Source organism: Streptomyces malachitofuscus, assembly GCF_055571035.1.
On record NZ_JBVIGA010000022.1, the window covers coordinates 1 to 22,458 of the forward strand.

General features: G+C 73.4%; 4 protein-coding genes. All 4 read right to left on the minus strand.

The window, feature by feature from the left end:
• Positions 1 to 5,311, minus strand: a 5,311-nt coding sequence (locus ACZ44S_RS28110) for an SDR family NAD(P)-dependent oxidoreductase (protein WP_466933766.1), incomplete at its 3' end; no start/stop codon positions are given.
• A gap of 296 nt (positions 5,312 to 5,607) precedes the next feature.
• A complete protein-coding gene (locus tag ACZ44S_RS28115; protein WP_466933767.1) occupies positions 5,608 to 6,393 on the minus strand; it encodes a futalosine hydrolase in 786 nt (261 codons plus the stop codon).
• Entirely contained in the window at positions 6,390 to 7,457 is a 1,068-nt protein-coding gene (locus ACZ44S_RS28120; RefSeq protein ID WP_466933769.1) for a glucose-1-phosphate thymidylyltransferase, read from the minus strand. The genes ACZ44S_RS28115 and ACZ44S_RS28120 overlap by 4 nt, the downstream gene beginning before the upstream one ends.
• A gap of 97 nt (positions 7,458 to 7,554) precedes the next feature.
• Positions 7,555 to 22,431 carry a type I polyketide synthase gene (locus ACZ44S_RS28125; protein WP_466933771.1) on the minus strand — a complete coding sequence of 4,959 codons (14,877 nt, stop codon included), beginning with the start codon at positions 22,429 to 22,431 and terminating at the stop codon, positions 7,555 to 7,557.
• Positions 22,432 to 22,458: the final 27 nt, after the last annotated feature.

Sequence of the window (22,458 nt, forward strand, 5' to 3'; positions counted from 1 at the left end):
CACCATCCTGATTGACCGCCGAACCCCGCACCACCGCCAACACCCGATGCCCACGACGCCGCGCATCCGACAACCGCTCCACCAACAACACACCGACGCCCTCACCCCAGCCCGTACCATCCGCCGCCTCCGCGAACGCCTTGCACCGGCCATCGGCCGCCAAACCACCCTGACGACCGAACTCCACGAACGCGCCCGGCGTGGACATCACCGTCACACCACCGGCCAGCGCCAGATCACACTCCCCCGCCCGCAACGACTGCACCGCCAGATGCAACGCCACCAACGACGACGAACACGCCGTGTCCACCGTCACCGCCGGACCCTCAAGACCCAGCACATACGACACCCGGCCCGACGCCACACTCGCCGCGTTCCCCGTGCCCACGTACCCGCCGAAGTCACCCTCCGACACACTCAACAACGCCGGATAATCCTGCCCGTTGGTGCCCGTGAACACCCCCGTACGACTCCCCCGCAACGACCCCGGAGCAATACCCGCCCGCTCCACCGCCTCCCACGACGCCTCCAGCAACAACCGCTGCTGCGGATCCATCGCCAACGCCTCACGCGGCGACACACCGAAGAACTCCGCATCGAAATCACCAACACCGGACAGGAAACCGCCGCGTGCGGTGTGGCTCGCGTAGGGGTTGTCCGGGTCGGGGGCGAAGAGCAGGCCGAGGTCCCAGCCGCGGTCCTCGGGGAAGTCGACGATGCCGTCCCGTCCGTCGGCGAGCAGCTCCCACAGGTCCTCCGGCGACTCCACACCGCCCGGGAAACGGCACGCCATCCCGACGATCGCCACCGGCTCGTCCGGACCGATGCTGCTCTCGGTGGCGACCGAGGTGATGACGTCGTCCCCGTACAGCTCGCCGTACAGGAACGCGGCCAGGGCCCGGGGTGTGGGGTGGTCGAAGACGACCGTGGCGGGGAGCGTCACACCCGCCGCGGCCGCCAGCGCGTTGCGCAGTTCCACCGCGATCAACGAGTCCACGCCCAGATCGCGGAACGCCCGCTCCGCACCGACCTGTTCGGGACCGGAGTACCCGAGAGCGGCGGCCGCCCGGGTGCGCACCACGGTCAGAAGTTCACGACGACGGGACTCGGCGTCGAGGGTGCGGAGGCGGTCCTGCAGTCCGCTGGTGACGGTCTCGGCGCTCGTCCCGGGAGCGCTGGGCGCGCGGAACACCTCGCCGAGCAGGGGGCTGTGGCGGACGGCGGTGAAGGCGGGGCCGAAGCGCTCCCAGTCAATGTCCGCCACGAGCGCGGTGGCCGGTGCGTCTCCCGCACAGGCCGCGAGGGCGTCCAGCGCCTCCTCGGGAGTGAGCAGGCCGACGCCGCCTCGCAGTTGGCGGCCTTCCGCGTCCGCGTCGGCAGCCATGCCACCGCCCGCCCACGGGCCCCACGCGATCGACGTGGCCGGCAGGCCCGCGGCTCGGCGCCGCTCGGCGAGAGCGTCCAACAGGGCGTTGGCTGCCGCATAGTTGGCCTGCCCGGCGGAGCCGACGGCGCCGGCGAAGGAGGAGAACAGGACGAAGGCCGAGAGGTCGCGGTCGCGGGTCAGCTCGTCCAGATGGCGGGCGCCCGTCACCTTGGCCGCGAAGACCGTTCGGAACGCGGCGGGGGTGAGACCGTCGAGGACGCCGTCCTCCAGCACGCCGGCGGTGTGGACGACGGCGTCCACGGGGTGGGTGTCGAGCAGGGCGGCCACGGCCGTGCGGTCCGTGAGGTCCAGTGCCGCGAAGGTCGTCTCGGCGCCGAGGTCCCGCAGTTCCGTGCGCAGTTCCTCGGCCCCGGGGGCCTGGTCACCGCTGCGGCTGACCAGGAGGAGGTGCGCGGCGCCGTTCCGGGCCGCCCAGCGGGCGACCCTGGCACCGAGCGCACCGGTGCCACCGGTCACCAGGACCGTACCGGAGGGCTGCCACGGCGCCTGCGCCCCGGACGGCGCCGCGACGAGACGGCGGCCCAGCAGTCCAACGGGGCGGACGGCGGCCTGGTCCTCGCGTACGCCGTCGGCGAGGAGGGCGACGAGACGGGTGGCCGAGCGCCGGTCCAGCGTGGTCGGGAGGTCGACGAGGCCGCCCCAGCGGTCGGGGTGCTCCAGCGCGGCGACGCGGCCGAGGCCCCACACTGCGGCCTGGTCCGGATCCGGGGCGGGGTCGTTCGCCGTGGCGGTGACGGCTCCCCGGGTGAGCGTCCAGAGCGGGGCCACGACACCGGCGTCACCGAGTGCCCGGGTCAGCACCGCGGTCGCGAGGACTCCGTGAGGAACCCCCTCGTTGTTCCCTGGTGCGAGCGCGAGCGTGGACACGATCCCGCTCACCGGGCCGTCGTCGGTGGCGGCGGAGATACGGCGGGCGAACTCGGTCCGGGTGTCGAGGTGGTGGTGCTCGACGACGGTCAGTTCGGCGCCGGACTCGGCCAGCACGTCGTTCAGCGCGCCGTCCCAGCCGTCGTCGCCGTCCGGTGAGACGGGCCGCACGAGCAGCCAGCGCCCGGACAGGCGCCCGCCCTTGGACCGGCCGGCGACGGTGCGCCAAACGACATGGTGGTGCGGTCCCGGCCCCGCGGCGGCCGAACCGTCCTCGCCGTAGGAGCGCTCCAGCCAGTAGCGGTCACGGCGGAAGGCGTACGTGGGCAGTTCGACCGGACGGGCGCCCGGCAGGAGAGCCTTCCAGTCGACGGCGCCACCGCTCAGGTGGAGCCGTGCCAGGGCGGAGACGAGCGTGTCGGGCTCGGAGCTCTTCTTGCCGAGCACCGGCACGTACAGGGTGTCGCTGCCGGAGGTGCAGGTATGGGCGAGGGCGCTGAGCGTGCCGTCGGGACCGATCTCCAGGAAGCGCGTCACGCCCGCGGCCGCCAGAGCGCCCACACCGCCGGCGAAACGCACCGCTTCACGGACATGCCGCACCCAGTACCCGGCGGACGCCAGCTCTCCCTCGGCGGCGAGCTGCCCCGTCACGTTCGACACGACCGGGACGGCCGGGGACGCGTAGGTGATGCGCTCGGCCACCTCGCGGAAGGCGTCGAGCATCGGCTCCATCAAGGGCGAGTGGAAGGCATGCGACACCCGCAGACGGGTGGTGCGGCGGCCCTGTCGCGTCAGCTCGAAGGCGACCTCCTCGACCGCCACCTCGGCACCGGCGATCACCACGGAGGCCGGACCGTTGACCGCCGCGAGGGACACCTCGCCCGTTCGGCCCTCCAGGAGCGGCAGCACCTCTGCCTCGGCCGCCTCGACGGCCACCATGACGCCACCCGCGGGGAGTTGCTGCATCAGCCGGCCACGCGCCACGACCAGCGCACAGGCGTCCTCCAGCGACATCACCCCGGCCACATGCGCGGCGGCGACCTCACCGACCGAGTGACCGATCAGGAAGTCCGGGCGCACACCGAGCGACTCCATCAGCCGGAACAGCGCGACCTCGAGCGCGAACAGCGCCGGCTGCGTCCACTCCGTACGCTGCAGCCGTTCGACGTCGTCACCGAAGACGACCTCCCGCAACTCCTCCCCCACGTGCCCACAGACCGCGTCGAACGCCTCCGCGAACACCGGGAAAGCCTCATACAGCTCACGGCCCATACCCGGGCGCTGCGCACCCTGACCCGAGAACAGAAACGCCGTCTTGCCCTCATTCGTCGTACCGACGAGAGTCCGGGCCGCCCCGGTCCCTCCACGCTCCAACTCGGACAGAACACCCAGGAGTTCGACTCGGTCGTGACCGAGGACGACCGCCCTGTGCTCGAAGGCGGTGCGTGTGGTGGCGAGGGAGGCAGCCAGGTCGTAGAGGTCCGTGTCCGGGTGTGCGGTCAGGTGGGCGGCCAGGCGGCCGGCCTGGGCGCGCAGGGACTCCTCGTCGCGGGCGGACAGGAGCCACGGGACGACCGGCAGTTGGGCGCGCGGGGCGGTTTCGCCGGGGTCGTCGTCCGCGGTGGGTTCAGGTGCCTGCTCGATGACGACGTGGGCGTTGGTGCCGGAGAGGCCGAAGGCGGACACGCCGACGCGCCGCGGGTGGTCGGTGTGGGGCCATTCGGTGGGCCCCGTCAGGAGCTTGACGTGCCCGGCGGTCCAGTCGACGTGCGTGGAGGGGCGTTCGGCGTGGAGTGTGGGCGGCAGGACGCCGTGGCGCAGGGCGAGGACGGACTTGATGACACCGACGACACCGGCGGCGGCCTGCGTGTGGCCGATGTTCGACTTCACGGACCCGAGCAGCAGCGGGCGGTCGGCGGTGCGGCCCTGGCCGTAGGTGGCGAGGAGCGCCTGGGCCTCGATGGGGTCGCCCAGGGCGGTTCCCGTGCCGTGGGCCTCGACGGCGTCGATCTCGGTCGCGGGCAGGCCGGCGTTGGCGAGTGCGGCGAGGATGACGCGCTGCTGGGAGAGGCCGTTGGGGGCGGTGAGGCCGTTGGAGGCGCCGTCCTGGTTGACGGCGCTGCCGCGCAGTACGGCGAGGACCTGGTGGCCGTTGCGGCGGGCGTCGGAGAGCCGTTCGACGATGAGGGTGCCGGCGCCTTCGGCCCAGCCGGTGCCGTCGGCGTCGTCGGAGAAGGCCTTGCAGCGGCCGTCTCCGGCCAGGCCTCCCTGCCGGCCGAACTCGGTGAAGGCGCCGGGGCCGGACATCACGGTGACGCCGCCGACGACCGCGAGGGAGCACTCCTTGGAGCGCAGCGACTGGGCGGCGAGGTGCAGGGCGACGAGGGAGGAGGAGCAGGCGGTGTCGACGGTGACGGCGGGGCCCTCGAGGCCGAGCGCGTAGGCGACGCGGCCGGAGAGGACGGACATGGAGTTGCCGGTGAGCAGGTGGCCGCGGACGTCGTCGGCGACCTCGCGCAGGCCGGAGGCGTATCCCTGGTCGCTGCATCCGACGAAGACGCCGGAGCGGCTGCCGCGCAGGGTGGTGGGGTCGATGCCGGCCCGTTCGAAGGCTTCCCAGACCACTTCGAGCAGCAGCCGCTGCTGGGGGTCCATGGCGAGCGCTTCGCGCGGGGAGATGTCGAAGAAGGCGGGGTCGAAGCGGTCGGCGTCCGGCACGAAGCCACCGCGCCGGCGGTCTCCGTCGGTACCGGCCGCCGCGTCGGGGGCGGGCCAGCCACGGTCGGTGGGCCAGTCCGTCACCGCGTCGGTCCCCGAGGCCAGGAGGTCCCAGAAGTCGTCCGGAGTGCGTACGTCGCCGGGCAGCCGGCAGCTCATGCCGACGATGGCGACGGGCTCCTGCTCGCGGGCCTCCAGCTGCCGCAGCTTGCGCCGGGTGGTGTGGAGATCGACGGTGACCCGCTTGAGGTAGTCCCGAAGCTGCGCTTCCTTCGTCATGGACTGCCCCCATGCTGTTCGGTTCGGTGACGGAACGGAGTGCGCGCCGGGGCTCCGCGCGTCGGCCCGGGGCGCCCGGTGGGCATGGGTCCGACGGTGTGCTCCGTGTGCGGTGGGGACAGCATGACCCGGGTGACGAGGCTTTTTCGGCGCCCGGCGGGGTTCTCTGGGGAAACGCTTGGAGTTCGGCCGCGCTGCGTCGTTCGCGCAGGCCAAAGCAGTGTCCCGCGGTGCCCCGCACGACGGGACGGGAACCCGAACGACCGTTGCCTGCGGTGGAGTTCGCCTTCCGGCGGTCAGCTGTAAGGGGGTGGGGCGCCGTGGGCGAAGACGGGGCCGAGCACCGCGAAGGCGTCGCGGAGGGCGGCCAGGGCGTCGGGAATGCGCCAGGCCGCGCGGTCGCGCGGCCCGACCGGGTTGGAGACGGTACGGATTTCCAGCATGGGGATTCCGTGCGCGGCGGCGGCCTCGGCGACGCCGAAGCCCTCCATGGCCTCGGCGGCGGCTCCGTGGTGCTCGCGGAGCGTGCGGGCCCTGTCCTCGGTGCCGGTGACGGTGGAGACGGTGAGTACCGGCGCGTGGACGGCGCCGAGGGCGCGGGCGACGGCGGCGGCCAGGTGCGGCGGGCAGGTGTGCTCGGAGGTGCCGAAGCCGAGGCTGTCGACGGGCAGGAAACCGTCGGGGGTCTGGCAGCCGAGGTCCGCGGCGATGACCCGGTCGGCGACCACGACGGAGCCCATCGCGGCGACGGGGGCGAACCCGCCGGCGATGCCCGCGCTGATGACGAGGTCGTACGGCGTCTCCCGGACGGCCGCCAGGGCGAGCGCGGCGCCCGTGGCGGCCGCCGCCGCGGCGGGCCCCACTCCCCCGGCCAGCAGATCGGCGGTCAGCGGGCGGCGGCGGGCGGCCGACGGCACCCGGCGGGTGTCCCCGCAGGCGACCGCCCCGGCGCAGGTGAGACGGAGCAGTTCGCGGCCCGGCGGGCCGGAGGCGGTGACGGGGACGGCGGGACCGAGGCCGGAGACCACGGCGTCGCGCTCGGCCTCGACCGCCGTGACGACGAGCAGGCGGACGGGGTTCATGAGGAGATCTGGACCTGCCCGTGGTCGCCGATGACGAGGCGGTGGGCGGCGGGCAGCCGCGGGGTCAGCGTGACCTTGACGTTGCGGCCGACGAGCGAGGCGGTGACGCGCCTGATGTGCTCGAAGGACGACTCCCGCAGCACGATGGAGTACTCGATCTCGCTGTGGGTGATGCGGCAGTCCTCCGCCACCGATGTGGACGGGCCGATGTAGGAGTCGGTGACCACGCTGCCGGCGCCGATGATCGCGGGGCCGACGATGCGGGAGCGGCGGACCTCGGCGCCCTCCTCGATCCTGACGCGTCCGATGATCTCGCTCTCCTCGTCGACGGACCCGTCGATGCGGGGCTGGAGGCGTTCGAGGAGTGTGCGGTTGACCTCCAGCATGTCGGTGACGTTGCCGGTGTCCTTCCAGTAGCCGGTGATGACGGTGGAGCGTACGGTCATCCCCTGGTCGATCATCCACTGGAGGGCGTCGGTGATCTCGAGTTCGCCGCGGGCCGAGGGCGGGATGGCCCGTACGGCCTCGTGGACGGCGGTGGTGAACAGGTACACGCCGGCGACGGCGAGGTCGCTGCGCGGCCGGCTCGGCTTCTCCTCCAGGTCGACGACGTTGCCGTGGTCGTCGGTCACGGCGACGCCGAAGGCCGTGGGGTCGCCGACCCGGGTGAGGAGGACATGCGCGTCGCGGGGGTCCTTGCGGAACTCGTCGACGACGTCGCCGATGCCGTCGAGGACGAAGTTGTCGCCGAGGTACATGACGAAGTCGTCGTCGCCGAGGAAGGGCTGGGCGATGAGGACGGCGTGGGCGAGCCCGAGGGGTTCGCTCTGCTGGATGTAGGTGACGTCGAGGCCGAAGGCGGAGCCGTCACCGACGGCGGCCTGCACCTCCGGGGCGGTGCTGCCGACGATGACACCGACGTCGGTGATGCCTGCCTCGGCGATGGCTTCGAGGCCGTAGAAGAGGATCGGTTTGTTGGCGACCGGGACCAGTTGCTTGCTGGAGGTGTGGGTGATCGGTCGCAGCCGCGTACCGGATCCCCCCGCGAGCACGAGAGCCTTCATGTTCCATCCAGATCACGGGTGACGGGTAGGGGTGAGAGGGGCGGTCGCCCCGGCCGGGGCATCGGTCGTGGATGCGGCCGGGGCGACCGGGGCCGGGTCAGGCCTCGTCGAGGTCGCCCTCGAGGAAGGCGCGCAGTTCGTCGTCGGACACCTCGTCGGTGTCCGGGCCGGCCGGATCGGCCAGTGGGGCGCCGTCCAGCCGGTCCAGGAGGCCGCGCAACCGGGCACGGACCTGATCGTGCAGCGCGCCGTCCACCGTGCTCTCGCTCAACCGCGATTCCAGTGCGGTGAGTTGATCGAGCAGCGGCGGAGTGTCGGCGGACCGGTCCGTGGGTTCGATGCGCTCCAGGAGATGCGCCGCGAGCCGCCGCGGCGTCGGGTGGTCGAACATCAGCGTGGCGGGCAGTCGTACGCCGGCCAGGGCGCCGATGCGGTTGCGGAGCTCGACGGCGGTCAGGGAGTTGAACCCGCTGTCCAGGAAGCCTCCTTCGGGGTCGAGGGAGTCGGGGCTGTCGTGGCCGATGACCAGGGCTGCCTGGGCGAGTACGGCGTCCAGGACGGCGGTGTGCCGGTCGGCCGGGGCGAGTCGGGCCAGACGCGCGCGCAGCTCGCCGCCCGCCGGTGCCGCCGGAGCGTCGACCTGCGCGGGGGCGGCCGGGCGCCGGGTACGGGCCGGGACGAGGTCGCGGACCAGGTCGGGCACGGTGCCGTCGGAGGCCCGCAGGGTGGCCGGGTCGAGGTCGGCGGGCGCGTACCAGGGTTCGGGGGCGCGCAGTGCCGCGTCGAGCAGGGCCAGTGCGTGGTCGCTGTCCATGGGGCGCACGCCGCTGCGGGCGATACGGCGCAGGTCGGATGTCCCGAGTGTGCCCGTCATTCCGCTGCGTTCGGCCCACAGGCCCCAGGCGAGCGACGTGATCCGGCGTTCGGGGGTGTCGTGGCGTGCGGCGAAGGCGTCGAGGAAGGCGTTGGCGGCCGAGTAGTTGCCCTGTCCGACGCCGCCGAGGGTCCCGGCGAGCGAGGAGTACAGGACGAGTGCGGCGCCGGTGTCGCGGGTGAGTTCCTCCAGCAGGACGGCGGCGTCGGCCTTGGGGCGCAGCACCGTGTCGAGCCGTTCGGGGGTGAGGGACTGCACGATGCCGTCGTCGAGGACGCCGGCGGTGTGGACGACGGCCGTCAGCGGACGGTCGGCGGGTATCGCGCCGAGCAGCCCGGTCAGGGCGTCGCGGTCGGCGACGTCGCAGGCCGCGACGGTGACGTGGGCGCCGAGTCCGGTGAGTTCCTCGCACAGCGCGGGCATGCCCTCGGAGGCGGCGCCGCGCCGGCCGGCCAGGACCAGGGAACGCACTCCGTGGGCGGTGGCCAGGTGGCGGGCGATCTGCCGGCCCAGTACACCCCCCGCTCCGGTGACCAGCACGGTGCCGTCGCCGACGACGGGGCCGGTGGCGTCGGCGGGCGGGGCGGCGGGACCGGTCCTGGTGAGCCGTGGTGTCAGTGCGGTGCCGTCGCGCAGGGCGATCTCGCTCTCCCCGAGGGCCAGTACGGACGGCAGCCGGTCCAGGGACGCGGGGCTGCCGTCGTGGTCGACGAGGGCGAAGCGTCCGGGGTTCTCGGCGCGGGCCGCGCGGATCAGACCCCACACGGCGGCCTGGGCGGGGTCGGTGCGCGGTGCGTCGTCGGGGCCGGTCGTCACGGCGTTGCGGGTGAGCAGCACGAGCCGGGTCCCGGCGAGGGAGTCCTCGGTGAGCCACTCGGTGACGAGCCGCAGGGCGTGGCCGGTGGCGGTGCGGGCGGCGGCGCCGGGGTCGGTGTCCGTGTGGGTCTCCGGCACGGTGGCGAGAACGGTTCCGGGTACGGCCGTCGCGGTGGTGGCCCGCACCAGCGCGGCGGGTCCTGCGTGGCGGACGGCGTCCGGGAGGGCCGGTGCGAAGTCGCCGAGCAGGTGCACGGGCCCGGCCGGGGCCGTGCCGGGTGCGGCGGGCGTCCAGCGGATCCGGTGCAGCGCCCCGCGGCCGGGGGCGGCCGGAAGGGTACGGGTGTCCACGGGCCGCAGGGCGAGGGTGTCGATGTCGGCGACCGGCTGTCCGGTGCCGTCGAGCAGGGTCACCCGGTAGGTGTGTCCGGCCTGGGGAGTGAGACGGACGCGCAGGGCGGTGGGCCCGGCGCCGTGCACGGTGACGTCGGAGAAGGTGAACGGGACGACCGTGCCGCCCGTCCCGTCGGCGGTGAGCGCCACCGTGTGCAGAGCGGCGTCCAGGAGCGCCGGGTGGATGCGGAACCGGTCGGTGCCCTGGAGGTGTTCGCCGTCCTCGGGAGCGATCTCGGCGTACACGGTGTCGCCGTCGCGCCAGGCGGCGCGCAGCCCCCGGAAGGCGGGCCCGTAGGCGAAGCCTCCGCCGGCGATGCGCTCGTACAGCCCGCTCACGTCCACGGGGCTCGCGCCCGGCGGGGGCCAGGCGGCGGGCAGGGGTGCCGGGGCGCCGGCGGCGGGGGTGTCGCCGAGGGTGCCCTCGGCGTGCCGGGTCCAGGGGCCGGGGTCGCCCTCGTCGCGGGTGACGGGCCGGGAGTGGACGGTCAGGGCGCGGTCGCCGTGGTCGTCGGGTGCGGTGACGGTGACCTGGAGCCGGACCGCGCCGTCCTCGGGGAGGACGAGGGGGGTCCGCAGGGTGAGATCGGCGACGCGGGCGGCGCCGGTGTGGGCGCAGGCCTCCATGGCCAGGTCGAGGAACGCGGTGCCGGGGAGGAGGATCCGGCCGTCGAGGGCGTGGTCGGCGAGCCAGGGCCTGGCGTCCACGGACACGGTGCCGGTCAGGACGGTCGCCGAGCCGTCGGCCAGCGGCACTGCCCCCGTCAGCAGAGGGTGGCGTACGGGTTCGAGGTCCGAGCGGCGGGCGTCGGGGCCCGTCGCCTCCAGCCAGTAACTGCGCCGCTGGAACGGGTAGGTGGGCAGGTCGGTGCGGCGGGCGCCGGTGGGGGCGAACCAGGCCTCCCAGTCGACGTGGTGGCCGCGGGTGTGCAGCCGGGCGAGGGCGGAGGTCAGCGACGTCTCCTCCTCGGTCTCGCGGCGCAGTGCCGGGACGAGGGCGGCGTCGCCGTCGACGCACTCCCCGGCCAGCGCGGTGAGGACGCCGCCGGGACCGATCTCGACGTAGGTGGTGACGCCCTGTTCCTCCAGGGCGCGGACGCCGTCGTGGAAGCGGACGCCGTCGCGGACCTGGCGCACCCAGTAGCCGCCGTCGAACGGTTCACCGTCGGTGACGGGGCGGCCGGTGACGGTGGAGACGACGGTCGTCGCGGGCCGGCCGTGCTCGATGCGGGCGGTGTGGGCGGCGAACGCGTCGAGCATGCCGTCCATGTGGTGCGAGTGGAAGGCGTGGCTGACGTTGAGCCGGTGCGTCTTGCGCCCCCGGGCGGCCAGCTCGGCGGCGACCGCGGTGACGGCGTCCTCGTCGCCGGACAGCACGGTGGCGTGCGGGCCGTTGAGAGCGGCGACGGCGACCCGGTCCCGGTGGGCGTCGAGGAGGGGTCTCACCTCGTCCTCACCGGCCTGGACGGAGACCATGATGCCGCCCTGGGGAAGCGCGCCCATGAGGCTGCCGCGTACGGCGACGAGCCGGCAGGCGTCCTCCAGGGTCAGCACGCCCGCGACATGGGCCGCGGCGATCTCACCGACGGAGTGACCGAGCAGCGCGTCGGGCCGTACGCCCAGGCTCTCCAGGAGCCGGTACAGGGCGACCTGCACGGCGAAGAGACCGGCCTGCGTGTAGGCGGTGCGGTCGAGGAGAGCCGCGTCCTTGGTGCCCTGCTCGGCGAACAGCACGTCCCGCAAGGGCAGTTCGGAGCGCGCGCCGGGGTGCGGTTCCAGGTGGGCCTCGAGGTGGGCGCAGACTTCGTCGAGGGCGTCGGCGAAGACCTCGTACCGCTCGTACAGGACCCGCCCGGTGCCGGCCTGCTGGGCGCCCTGTCCGGAGAAGAGGAACGCCACCTTGCCGCCGCGGGCGCGCTCCACGACCGGCAGCGGGTGGTCACGGCCTTCGGCGAGGGCGGTGAGCGCCTCGGCGAGGCCGTCCGTGCCGGCGGTGACGACGGCCGCACGGTCGTCGTGGTGGGCGCGGGTGGTGGCCAGGGACAGGGCGAGGTCCGCCGGGGCGGTGTCCGGGTGGTGGGCCAGGTGGTCGAGCAGGCGTCGGGCCTGGGCGCGCAGCGCGGCGGTGCCGCGTGCGGACAGCAGCCAGGGCAGGACGCCGGGCGTCCGCCCGACCGGCCGGGCCGGCTCCGTGGCGTCGACGGCGTCCGGTTCCTGGAGGATGACGTGGGCGTTGGTGCCGGACACCCCGAAGGAGGAGACGCCCGCGCGGCGCGGGACGTCGCCCGCGGCCCAGGCCCGCTCCTCGTGCAGCAGACGGACCGCTCCGGACGACCAGTCGATGTGCGGCGAGGGCTGCTCGGCGTGCAGGGTGCGCGGCAGGATGCCCTGCCGCATCGCCATCACCATCTTGATGACGCCCGCGACACCCGAGGCGGCCTGGGTGTGGCCGATGTTGGACTTCAGGGCGCCCAGCCACAACGGCCGTTCGGCGGGCCGGTCCGGTCCGAAGACGGCGAGCAGGGCCTGCGCCTCGATCGGGTCGCCGAGGGTGGTGCCGGTGCCGTGCGCCTCCACGGCGTCGATGTCCTGCGGGGACAGCCCCGCGGAGGCGAGCGCCTGACGGATGACGCGCTGCTGCGCGGGTCCGCTGGGCGCGGTCAGCCCGTTGGACGCGCCGTCCTGGTTCACGGCGGACCCGGCCACCGTGGCGAGCACGGGGTGGCCGTTGCGGCGGGCGTCGGAGAGACGCTCCAGCAGCAGCAGTCCGACGCCTTCGGCCCAGCCCGCTCCGTCGGCCTCCGCGCTGAACGCCTTGCAGCGGCCGTCGGGCGACAGGGCGCGCTGCCGGCTGAACTCGACGAAGGTGTCCGGGGTGGAGATCACCGTCACCCCGCCGGCCAGGGCGAGTTCGCACTCGCCGGACCGCAGGGCCTGCACGGCGAGGTGCAGGGCGACGAGGGAGGAGGAGCAGGCGGTGTCGACGGTGACCGCCGGACCCTCCAGACCGAAGGTGTAGGCGATGCGGCCGGAGGCGACACTGCTCGCGCTGCCGGTGGCGAGGTAGCCCTCCAGCTCCTCCGGGGCCCGTCCTGCGCGGCTGCCGTAGTCGTTGTAGTTCGAGCCGACGAACACGCCCGCGCGTGCGCCGCGCAGCCGGTCCGGGTCGATACCGGCGCGTTCGAACGCCTCCCAGGACGTCTCCAGCAGCAGCCGGTGCTGCGGGTCGATCGCGACGGCCTCCCGCGGCGCGATGCCGAAGAACGCCGGGTCGAACCGGTCGGCGTCGTGCAGGAACCCGCCGTGCCGGGCGTAGGAGTGGCCGGTGCGCTCGGGGTCGGGGTCGTAGAGGCTGTCGACGTCCCAGCCGCGGTCGGCGGGGAAGGGGGTGATGGCGTCGGTGCCGTCGGCGACCAGCCGCCACAGCTCCTCCGGTGAGGTGACCCCGCCGGGGAAGCGGCAGCCCATGCCGACGATGACGACCGGGTCGTCGTCCACGGCCGCCGCCGGCAGCTCGGGCCGACCGCCGGCCGCCGGGTCCGCGCCGAACAGTTCACGGTCCAGGTGGGCGGCGAGGGCGCTCGCGGACGGGTGGTCGAAGGCAAGGGTGACCGGCAGGCGCAGCCCGGTGGACTCGGCGAGCCGGTTGCGCAGTTCGACCGCGGTCAGCGAGTCGAAGCCCAGGTCGCGGAAGGCGCGCCCGTCGGGGACGGCGTCGGGGTCGGCGTGGCCCAGCACCGCGGAGGCCTGCCCGCGGACCTCGTCCAGCAGCGCCGCGCGGCGCTCGGCGGGCGCCAGGGCGGCCAGCCGCTTGACCGCCGGCGGCCCGTCGACGGCGTCGCTCTCCTTCTTCTGTACCGCGCCGTCGGCCACGAGGGCCGTGCGGGCCTCGGGGAACTCCCGCAGGGCGGCGAACGCGCGGGCGGTGATGAGCTTCCAGTCGACGTCGGCGACGATCAGGAACTCCTCGTCCTGGTCGAGCGCCTTCTGCAGGGCGGCGACGGCCAGTTCGGGGTCCATCGGGGGAACGCCGTCGCGGCGCAGCCGCTCCGCGACCTCCTCGCCGACCATGCCGCCGCCGGCCCAGGTGCCCCAGCCGATGGAGGTGGCGGGCAGTCCCTCCGCGCGGCGGCGCGCGGCCAGGGCGTCGAGGAAGGCGTTGGCCGCGGCGTAGCTTCCCTGTCCGGGACCGCCGAGGGTGCCGGCCATGGACGAGAAGAGCACGAACGCGTCGAGGTCGAGGTGCCTGGTGGCAGCGTCGAGCGCGAGCGCCGCGTCAGCCTTGGGACGCATGACGCCGTGTGCCCGCTGCGGGGTCAGGGCGTCGATGAGTCCGTCGTCGATGATGCCCGCGGTGTGCACGACAGCGGTGAGTGTGCCGCCGCCCGGCAGGTCGTCGACGAGTCCCCGCACCGCGTCGGCGTCTGCGACGTCGCAGGCGACGACGGTCGCGGTGGCGCCCAGTTCGGCGAGTTCCGCGACGAGTTCGCCGGCGCCGGGAGCGTCCGCACCGCGCCGGGAGGCGAGCACGAGGTGCTCGGCTCCGCCTTGGGCGAGCCAGCGGGCGACGTGCCGGCCGAGTCCGCCGGTCCCTCCGGTGACCAGGACGGTCCCGGACGGCCGCCAGTGGCCGTCGGGCCGGGGGCCCTCACCGGCCCGCACCAGCCGGCGGGCGAAGAGCCCGGACGGCCGTACCGCCAGATGGTCCTCTTCCAGGGTGCCCGACAGTGCGGCGACCAGACGGCGTACCGCACGGCCGTCCATCGTCTCGGGCAGGTCGATCAGACCGCCCCAGCGCTGCGGGTACTCCAGAGCCGCGATCCTGCCCAGCCCCCAGCACATCGCCTGGAGGGGGGTGCGCAGTACGTCACCGCGGTGCACGGACACGGCACCGCGGGTCGCGCACCACACGGGCCCGTCGACCCGGGCGTCACCGACCGCCTGGAGCAGTGCGGTGGTCAGTACCAGACCGGTGGTCAGCACGCCCTCGGTGGACCACGGTGACTCGTCCAGGGCGAGCAGCGAGAGCACGCCGCCGATCTCGACGCCGTCGGTCCGCTGCCGCACGAGGTCGGCCATCCGGTCGCGTTCGGCGGCGTCCGGTCCGGCGACCAGCAGCAGCGCCCCGGCCGACCGTTCGTCGACCGCCTCGCGGACCAGTCGTACCATCGGGTCGTTCTCGTGTCCGGCGGGCACGACGATCAGCCAGTTGCCCGGCAGGCCCTCGACCCGGCCGGACTGCTCGGTGCGCGGCCGCCAGGCGACCCGGTAGCGCCAGCCGTCCAGCGTGGAGCGGTTGATCCGGTCACGTCGCCACGAGGACAGGGCGGGGACGACTTCGGCGAGCGACCGCACGTCCTCGATCCCGAGGCTCTCGGCGAGGGAGTCCACGTCCTCGTTCTCGATGGTGGCCCAGAACCCGTCGTCCACGAGGTCGACGGCGCCCAGGCTCCGGTCGTCGGCGCCATGGCGCGGGGCGACGGGCTCGAGCCAGTAGTGGCTGCGCTGGAAGGGGTAGGTGGGCAGGTCGACCCGGCGCGGCGACCGGTCCGCGAAGAGCGGGGTCCAGTCGACGTCGAGCCCCTTGGCCCACGCCTCGCCCAGGGAGAGGTGGAAGCGGTCCAGGCCGCCCTCACCACGGCGCAGGGACCCGATGACCGGCGCCTGTGAGCCGGCGGCCTCGACGGTCTCGGCGACCGGGACGGTCAGCACCGGGTGGGGACTCATCTCCAGAAACGCTCCGTGGCCTTCGGCGAGGAGCGTGGTGACGGCGGGTTCCAACTGCACCGTCCGACGCAGGTTGCGATACCAGTACCCGGCATCCGTCTGCGCGGAGTCGATCCACTCCCCCGTCACCGTCGACAGGAACGGCACCGACGGCTCCAACGCCACCACCGGCGCCAAAACCTCCGCCAACTCCGCCTCGATCGCCTCCACATGCACGGAATGCGAGGCGTAGTCCACATCGATCCGCCGCACCCGAATGCCGTGAGCGTCGGCGTGGGCAACCAACTCATCCAGCGCGTCGGCGTCACCGGACACCACCGTCGACGTCGGCCCGTTCACCGCCGCCACCGACACCCGCCCCGGCCACCGCGCCGCCAACTCCTCCGCGCCCTGCGCCGGCAAAGCGACCGACACCATGCCCCCACGACCGGCCAACGCCACGATCGCCCGCGACCGCAACGCCACCACCCGCGCACCATCCACCACACTCAACGCACCCGCCACCACCGCAGCGGCAATCTCACCCTGCGAATGCCCCACCACAGCAGCAGGCCTGACGCCATACGACTCCCACACCGCCGCAAGCGACACCATCACCGCCCACAACACCGGCTGCACCACATCCACCCGGTCCAGCCCCGGCACACCCTCCACACCGCGAACCACGTCCACCAACGACCAGTCCACGAACCCACCCAACGCCTCGCCACACTCAGCGAACCGAGCCGCGAACACCGGACACGTGTCGAGGAGCTCCACCGCCATCCCCACCCACTGCGCCCCCTGCCCCGGGAACACGAAGACCGGCTGGACGGACTCGCCGTTGTGCGGGGCACCCCCCCGGACGAGCCTGGTGTCTGCGGTACCGGCGGCCAGGGCTCGCAGACCGTCCAGCAGGGCGGAGCGGTCGGTGCCGACCACGACGGCGCGCTCCTCCAGAGCGGCACGGCCGACGGTCAGCGCATGGGCGACGTCGAGCGGGTCGGTGTCCGTACCCTCCAAGCGGGCCACGAGCCGCACGGCCTGCTCACGCAGCGCCGCCTCCGAACGAGCCGACACCACCCACGGTACGGCCGCCTCGGGCCGTTCGGTGGGCTCCACTTCCGGGGCGGTTTCCGGTTCCGGCTCCTCAAGGATGACGTGCGCGTTGGTCCCGCTGACGCCGAACGAGGAGACGCCCGCCCGACGGGGTCGGTCGTTCTGCTCCCAGGGGCGTGCCTCAGTCAGGACCCGGACCTGTCCGGCGGACCAGTCGACGAACGTGGAGAGCTCGTCGGTGTGCAGGGACTTGGGCAGGATGCCGTTGCGCATCGCCTGGACCATCTTGATGACCCCGGCCATACCCGACGCCGCCTGCGCATGCCCGATGTTCGACTTCACCGACCCCAGCCACAACGGCCGGTCACCCTCGCGCTCCTGACCGTACGTGGCCAACAACGCCTGCGCCTCGATCGGGTCGCCGAGCTTCGTCCCCGTGCCATGCGCCTCCACCACGTCCACGTCCGCAGCCGACAGCCCGGCATCCGCCAACGCCGCGCGGATGACCCGCTGCTGGGACAGACCATTGGGAGCCGTGAGGCCGTTGGACGCACCGTCCTGATTGATCGCCGAACCCCGCACGACGGCGAGGACCTGATGGCCGTTGGCCCGTGCGTCCGACAGACGCTCCAGGAGCAGGACGCCCACGCCCTCTGCCATTCCCATGCCGTCGGCCCCCGCGCCGAACGCCTTGCAGCGCCCGTCGAGGGCGAGGCCGCGCTGCCGGCTGAAGCCGATCAGTCCGACCGGCTCGCCCATGACGGCGGCGCCGCCGGTCAGCGCGAGGGAGCATTCGCCGGAGCGCAGCGACCGCATGGCCTGGTGCATGGCGACGAGTGCGGAGGAGCACCCGGTGTCCATGGTCACGGCCGGTCCTTCGAGACCGAGCGTGTACGAGATCCGGCCGGAGGCGATGCTGGTGACCGTGCCGGTGATGAGGTGCCCTTCGAGGCCCTCCGGGACCTCGCCGGATGCTCCGTAGCCCTGGTGGGAGACGCCGACGAACACGCCGGTGTCGCTGCCACGCAGGCTGTCGGGCGCGATGCCGGCCCGCTCCAGGGTCTCCCAGGCGGTCTCCAGCAGCAGTCGCTGCTGCGGGTCCATCGCGGTCGCCTCACGCGGCGAGATGCCGAAGAAGGCGGCGTCGAACTCGGCCGCGTCGTGCAGGAATCCGCCGTCCCGGGCGTAGGTGGTTCCCGCCCGGTCGGGATCGGGGTCGTACAGGCTCTCCGCGTCCCATCCGCGGTCGACGGGCAGACCGGATATGGCATCGGTCTCTTCGAGGACGAGCTGCCAGAGGTCCTCGGGCGAGTGTGCACCGCCAGGGAAGCGGCAGCCCATGGAGACGATGGCGATGGGCTCGTCCTCGTGCGCCGGACGGGCCGCGGCCAGGGCTGGGAGCCCGGCGGTCTCCTCGGCGGCGCCGTCGTCGACGAGGTGTCCACGCACGTGGCGTACGAGCTCTCGGACGTTGGGGTGGTCGAAGACGATGGTGGCGGGCAGGGCCAGGCCGGTCGCCTCGTTGAGCCGGTTGCGCAGTTCGACCGCGGTGAGGGAGTCGAAGCCGAGTTCGCGGAAGGCGCGGGTGGCGGCGATGTCGTCGCCCTGTGCGTAGCCGAGGACGGCGGCGACCTCGGTGCGGACCACGTCGGTCAGGGCCCGGTCGCGTTCGGCGGGGGGCATGGCGGCGAGTTCGGCGCGCAGTCCGCCGCGCCGGTCGGCGGCGCTGTCGAGCACGGCTTCTTCGGCCTTCATCGCCTCGGCGACTTCGGGGACCTCGTGCAGCAGCGGTCTGGGGTGGGCCGCCGTGAAGACGGGGACGAAGCGTTCCCAGTCGATGTCGGCGATCGCGAGGAACGTCTCGTCGTGGTCGAGGGCCTGCTGGAGGCCGGTCACGGCGAGGTCGGCGTCCATGAACGGGATGCCGCGCCAGCGCAGTTGTTCGCGCACGACGTTCACGGCCATGCCGCCGCCTTCGGGGCTCCAGATGCCCCACGCCAGGGACGTCCCGGTGAGACCGCGGGCCCTGCGGTTCTCAGCAAGGGCGTCGACATAGGCGTTGGAGGCGGAGTAGGCGCCGTGGTCGCCGCTGCCCCAGGTTCCGGCCACGGACGAGTACAGGACGAAGGCGTCCAGCCGGTCGTGGTCGAAGAGTTCGTCGAGGTTGGCCGCCCCGAGGAGTTTGGCACGGGCGCCCTCGGCGAAGAAGGCCGGCTCGGTGTCGACGAGCGGGGCGAGCATGCCGACACCGGCGGTGTGCACGACGGTGCGGATGGCGGGACCTTCGGACTCGACCCGCTCCACGAGGCGGCGAAGCGCGTCCCGGTCGGCCACGTCGCAGGCGGCGATCGTCACCCGGCAGCCGAGGTCGGTCAGCTGCCGTTCCAGCTCGGCCGCTCCGGGCGCCTCGGGACCGTGCCGACTGGTCAGCACCAGGTGCTCTGCGCCATTGCGGGCCAGCAGACGAGCCGCGTGCGCGCCGAGCCCGCCGGTGCCGCCGGTGACGAGCGCAGCGCCGCTGGTGCGCCAGGTGCGCGGCGCGCCACGGCCGGCGAGCGGCGTGCGGATCAGCCGACGGACATACGTTCCCTGTGCGCGCAGGGCGACCTGGTCCTCGTCGCCCCGGGCCGCGAGGAGGGCGACCAGCCGACGTGCGACGTCGTCGTCGACATCCGCGGGCAGGTCGAGCAACCCGCCCCAGTGCCGGGGCTGTTCGAGGGCCACCACACGACCGAGGCCCCACAGGGCACCCTGGAGGGGATGGTTGACGGCGTCGCCCTCGGTACCGGTCGCGACGGCTCCGCTGGTGAGGAACCATGTCCTGGCGTCGATGCCGGCATCCAGCAGGCCCTGGACCAGGAGCAGCGAGGAGACCATGGCCGAGGTGGCACCGGAGAGTCCCGACGCCGGGCGCTCGTCGAGGGCGAGCAGGGAGACAACACCCTGTGTGGGGGCACCATCGGTCCGGGCGACGGCGGCGGCGAGCTGGGAGGCTATCTTCCCGCGGTCGAGGTCGTCGGGCCCCATGATGTAGGTGACGACGGTCGCCCCGGCCCGGCCGAGTGCGCCGGCGACACCGCTGACCAGCGGTGATGCGAGATGCTCGGCGGGTACGACGAGGAGCCAGGTGCCGTCGAGCGTGTCACCCTCCGGGAGCCGGTGCGGCCGCCACACGATCCGGTAGCGCCAGCTGTCCAGCCGGGCGCGGCCCTGGCGCCCTCGATGCCAGGCGGAGAGCGCGGGAACGAGGTCGCCGAGCCCTTCGGTGCCGTCCAGTCCGAGCGTGCCGGCCAGCGCCTCCAGGTCCCCTTCCTCGACGGTCCGCCAGAACGCCTCCTCGGCAGGGTCGGCGCTCACCCGTGCCGTCGGCAGATCGAGCCAGAAGCGGCTGCGCTGGAAGGCATAGGTGGGCAGGTCGACCCGACGCGGAGACAGACCCTCGAAGACCGGGGCCCACTCCACCGACACGCCTCCGGCCCACGCCTCGCCCAGGGAGAGATAGAGGCGGTCCAGGCCGCCCTCACCCCGACGCAACGACCCGACCACCACCGCCTCCGAACCCGCAGCCTCCACGGTCTCGGCGACCGGGACGGTCAGCACCGGGTGCGGACTCATCTCCAGAAACGCTCCGTGGCCTTCGGCAAGGAGCGTGGTGACGGCGGGTTCCAGCTGCACCGTCCGACGCAGGTTGCGATACCAGTACCCGGCATCCGTCCGAGCTGTGTCGATCCACTCCCCCGTCACCGTCGACAGGAACGGCACCACCGGCTCCAACGCCACCACCGGCGCCAAAACCTCCGCCAACTCCGCCTCGATCGCCTCCACATGCGCGGAATGCGAGGCGTAATCCACATCGATCCGCCGCACCCGAATGCCGTCAGCGTCGGCGTGGGCAACCAACTCATCCAACGCGTCGGCGTCACCGGACACCACCGTCGACGTCGGCCCGTTCACCGCCGCCACCGACACCCGCCCCGGCCACCGCGCCGCCAACTCCTCCGCGCCCTGCGCCGGCAAAGCGACCGACACCATGCCCCCACGACCGGCCAACGCCACGATCGCCCGCGACCGCAACGCCACCACCCGCGCACCATCCACCACACTCAACGCACCCGCCACCACCGCAGCAGCAATCTCACCCTGCGAATGCCCCACCACAGCAGCAGGCCTGACGCCATACGACTCCCACACCGCCGCAAGCGACACCATCACCGCCCACAACACCGGCTGCACCACATCCACCCGGTCCAGCCCCGGCACACCCTCCACACCCCGGACCACGTCCACCAACGACCAGTCCACGAACCCACCCAACGCCTCGGCGCACTCAGCGAACCGAGCCGCGAACACCGGACAGGTGTCGAGGAGCTCCACCGCCATCCCCACCCACTGCGCCCCCTGCCCCGGAAACACGAACACCGGGTCCACGGTCGCGCCAGGGCTTTCGGTGAGGCCGCGCGTCACACCAGTGGGCCGCTCACCCCGTGCGAGGGCGTGCAGGCCGTTCAGCAGGGCGGAGCGGTCGGTGCCGACCACGACGGCGCGCTCCTCCAGAGCGGCACGACCGGTGGCCAGCGTGTGGGCGACGTCCACGGCGGACAGGTCGGCGGACTCCACACGGTCGGCCAGTCGCTGAGCCTGCTCCTTCAACGCCGCTTCCGTGCGGGCCGACAGCAGCCAGGGCAGGACCGCGTCGGTCGTGTCGGGTTCTCCGGGCGGTGACTGAGTGACCGGCGCCTGTTCGAGGACGACGTGGGCGTTGGTGCCGCTGCCGCCGAAGGACGAGACGCCCGCTCGGCGCGGCCGTCCGGTCTCCGGCCAGTCGACGGCCTCGGTGAGCAGACGCAGGGTGCCGGAGGACCAGTCGACGTGCGGGGTGAGTTCCTCTCCGTGCAGGGACTTGGGCGCGACCCCGCGCCGCAGCGACTCGACCATCTTGATGACGCCCGCGACACCGGAGGCAGCCTGCGTGTGACCGATGTTGGACTTCAGGGAGCCGATCCAGAGCGGGTGGTCGGCGTCGCGTTCCTGGCCGTAGGTGGCCAGGAGCGCCTGTGCTTCGATCGGGTCGCCGAGTTTCGTGCCCGTGCCGTGCGCCTCCACCACGTCCACGTCCGCGGCCGACAGGTCCGCGTCGGACAGCGCCGCGCGGATGACGCGCTGCTGCGAGGGGCCGTTCGGGGCGGTCAGGCCGTTCGAGGCGCCGTCCTGGTTGATCGCCGAGCCGCGAATGACGGCGAGGACCTGGTGTCCGTTGGCCTCGGCGTCCGACAGGCGCTCCAGGAGCAGTACGCCCACGCCCTCACCCCAGCCGGTGCCGTCGGCTCCGGCCGCGAAGGGCTTGCAGCGGCCGTCGGGGGCCAGTCCGCGCTGGCGGCTGAACTCGACGAAGTTGCGCATGCTGCCCATGACGGTGGCACCGCCCGCGACGGCCATGGAGCACTCGCCGTTGCGCAGGGACCGCACCGCCAGGTGGAGTGCGACCAGCGACGACGAGCACATGGTGTCGAGGCTGACGGCCGGGCCCTCGAAGCCGAAGCTGTAGGCGATGCGGCCGGACAGGACGGCGGCGGACCCACCGGTCAGCAGATGCCCCTCGATGCCCTCGGGGGCGCGGGTGCCGTCGGGGGCGTACGCCTGGTTGCTGGCGCCCACGAAGACTCCGGTGGAGCTGCCCCGCAGGGTGGTGGGGTCGATGCCGGCCCGCTCGAACGCCTCCCAGGTGGTCTCGAGCAGCAGTCGCTGCTGCGGGTCCATCGCGGTCGCCTCACGCGGTGAGATCTCGAAGAACCCGGCGTCGAACTCGGCCGCGTCGTAGAGGAAGGCGCCGTGGCGGACGTAGCTGGTACCGAGGCGCTCCGGGTCGGGGTCGTACAGCCCGTCGATGTCCCAGCCACGGTCGGTGGGCAGGCCCGCGACGGTGTCGACGCCGTCGACGACGAGCTGCCACAGCTCCTCGGGGCTGCGCACACCGCCGGGCAGATGGCAGGCGGTCGCCACGACGGCGATGGGCTCGTGCGCCCGCGTCTCCAGCTCGCCGAGCCTGCTGCGGGTCTGCCGCAGGTCGGTGGTGACGCGCTTGAGGTAGTCCCGCAGCTTGTCCTCGGTGTTGCCCGTGTTGCCCATGCCAGTCAGCCCTTCGAGAATCGGGAA